This window comes from Nocardioides sp. CPCC 206348 (genome assembly GCF_048654705.1).
Lineage (GTDB): Bacteria > Actinomycetota > Actinomycetes > Propionibacteriales > Nocardioidaceae > Nocardioides.
Genome location: NZ_JBMCZA010000114.1, coordinates 4,248 through 7,229, shown reverse-complemented (window position 1 = coordinate 7,229; position 2,982 = coordinate 4,248). Strand labels below are relative to the sequence as shown.

Below are 2,982 nucleotides of genomic sequence, written 5' to 3'. Positions count from 1 at the left end.
CTGTAGGCGAATCCGACGTCGTGGAGTTCGATCTCGCCCCGCAGCTCCCCGACCGGCAGGGCGTCGGCTGCCTGGGGCGTGCCGGTGTCCGTGCGCATCAGCGTGCGCAGCCGGGCCATGCCGACGACGGCCTGCTGGTAGCCGTCGAAGACCTGCGAGAGCTGCTGGACGGGAGCGAAGAAGAGCTCGACGTACAGCAGGAACGCGATCAGTGTCCCGGCGCTGAGCTCGCCCGCCTGGACCTGCCGCGCGCCGATCACCAGGACCGCCGCGGTGGAGAGGGTGCCGAGGAACTCCACGAACGGGAAGAAGATCGCCATCAACCGCTGGGCGTGGAGCCGGGAGTCCCGGAATGCCCAGGCCAGTCGGGCGAACTGCTCCTCGTTGTGCGCCTCGCGCCCGAACGCCTGGGTGACCCGGATCAGGCCGACGTTCTCCTGCAGGTAGGCGTTGACGGCCGACACCCGCTCGCGGGCGTCAAGGTACGCCGGCACCGACCGCGCCCGGAACAGGGCGGTCGACAGGACGAGGATCGGGAGCACCGCGAGCAGTACGACGGCCAGCCCGGCGTCGATCACCAGCAGGGCGACGAGCACGCCGAGGATGGTCAGGATGCTCACCACGAAGGTGACCAGGCCGGTCTGCAGGAAGCTCGAGAGCGCGTCCACGTCCGTGGTCATCCGGGTCATGATCCGGCCGCCGAGCTCGCGTTCGTAGTAGTCGAGCCCCAGCCGCTGCAGCTGCGCGTAGGTCTTGACCCGCAACGTGTAGAGCAGCCGCTCGCCGGTGCGTCCGGTGACCCGGACCTGCGCGACGTTGACGCCCCAGTTGCCCACGACGACCGCGCCCGCGAGCGCGGCGATGACGAGGAGCGCACCCAGCGATCCGGTCGCCACACCGTCATCGACGCCGTGGCGCACGAGCACCGGTACGGCGATCTGGGCGAGGGCATCGACGGCGACGAGCAGCAGTCCCAGGACCAACGGGCGCCGCAAGGGACCGATCAGGGACCGGAGCCCGAAGTCCCGATCAGCCGCGCGGGCCTGTTCGTCGGGGATGTCCGGGTCGGCGTCGACCAGCGGCAGCGCCTCGAGCTGGGCGATCATCTCGGCGGTCGGCGGCGCCGAGCCCAGGATCCCGCCACCCGGCGCCTGTGCGCGGCCCGGCCCGGAGGTCGCCGCCGCCGTTGCGTAGGCAGCAGCGACCCGCGCCCCGACCTCGGCGTTCGGATGCGTGTCCGGGCGCGGTTGCCACAGGTGGTCGGTGACCCCGCGCGGCCGATGTGGTTCGGCCGCGACCTTGGCGTCCAGGCCCACCTCATCCGGCTGTTCCTCGCTCGACAGCAGGGACCGGAAGTGCGCGTTGCGCTGTTCGAGCTCGACAGCAGTGCCGCTGTCGACGATCCGCCCGTGCTCGAGTACGACGATGCGGTCGGCCAGCTCCAGCGTGGAGGCCCGGTGCGCGATGATCAGCGTGGTCCGTGCCGTGGCGCCCCCGAGGGTGGCGTGCAGCCCCTCGTGGATGGCCGCCTCGACCTGGGCGTCGATCGCCGAGGTGGCGTCGTCGAGGACGAGCACGGCCGGGTCCCGCAGGATCGCCCGGGCGAGGGCGATCCGCTGGCGCTGACCGCCCGAGAGGGTCAGCCCCTGTTCGCCGATGACGGAGTCGTAGCCCCTGGGGAGCCGGCCGATGAACTCGTCGGCCTGGGCGATCCGCGCGGCCGCCTGCACCCGTTCGAACGAGGCGTCCGGGTCGCCGTACGCGATGTTGGCGCGCACGGTGTCGGAGAGCAGGTGGCTCTCCTCGAAGACGAAGCCGATCGCCGAGCGCAGCGAGGCCAGCTGGAGGTGCCGGATGTCGGTGTCCCCGACGAGGACGGTTCCGGCGGCCGGGTCGTAGAACCGCGGCAGCAGCGATGCGGCGGTCGACTTGCCCGATCCGGCGGACCCGACGATGGCGACCGTCTCCCCCGGCTCCACGCGCAGCGAGAAGTCGTCGAGGAGGACCTTGTCGCCGTGGCCGAACGTGACTCCCCGCCACTCGAGCGCGAGCGGTCCCTGCGCAACGGGCCGGGCATCCGCGGCATCGACGATGCCCGGGTCGGCGTCGATCAGCTCGAAGACCCGCACCACACCGGCCCGGGCCTGCTGCCAGACGGTGAGCAGGGTCGCGACCTGGCGCACCGGCGTGACGAACGAGCCGAGATAGGCAGTGAACGCGACGAAGGTGCCGAGCGTGATGTCGCCGCGCAGGGCGAGCCAGCCACCCAGCGCGAGGACGCCGACCTGGCCGAGCGCAGGCACCGCCTGCAGGGCCGGGTTGTAGCGACTGGTCAGCTGGGCGACCCGCACCCGTGAGGAGAACAGCCGCCGGGCGCGGTCCTCGAGGTCCTCGAGCTCACGCTGCTCCTGGCCGAACCCCTTCACGACGCGCACGCCCGTCACGGCCGCCTCGACGCCGGAGGCGACCGCGGCCGCCTCCTGCTGCGCGTGCCAGTTCGCCGGGAACAGGTCGCGCCGGCTGGCCAGCGCGATGATCCACAGGGCCGGGCCGACGAGCAGCGCGACCACGGTCAGCAACGGGCTGAGGAACGCCATCACGACCAGCGAGACGATGAACAGCAGCAGGTTCCCGACCATGTTCGGCAGGAACTGCAACAGCTGCTGGAGCAGGGTCACGTCGGAGATCGAGCGCGAGACCACCTCGCCGGTGTGCAGGTCGTCCTGGCTCCGTCCGCCCAGGCGGAGCAGCGAGGACAGGACGTCGTTGCGCAGGTCGTACTGGACGCCGAGCGAGACCTTGCCCGAGCTGATCCGCCGCAGGTAGCTGGCACCGAAGCGGACCGCTCCGACGCCGGCCAGCAGGGCGATCCAGGGGGCGAGGACCAGCGATTCGGGCAGCGCCACCCGGTCGACGACGTGGCGCAGCACCAGCGGCAGGGCCGCGGCGGCCACGGCGGCGACCAGCGCAGCGCCGTACGCC

General features: G+C 72.0%; 1 protein-coding gene. It reads right to left on the bottom strand.

Annotated elements, in window-relative coordinates; genetic code table 11:
* Window positions 1–2,982 (bottom strand): ABC transporter ATP-binding protein (locus ACOADB_RS06935; protein WP_378597240.1); only part of this gene is annotated, 2,982 nt, incomplete at both ends.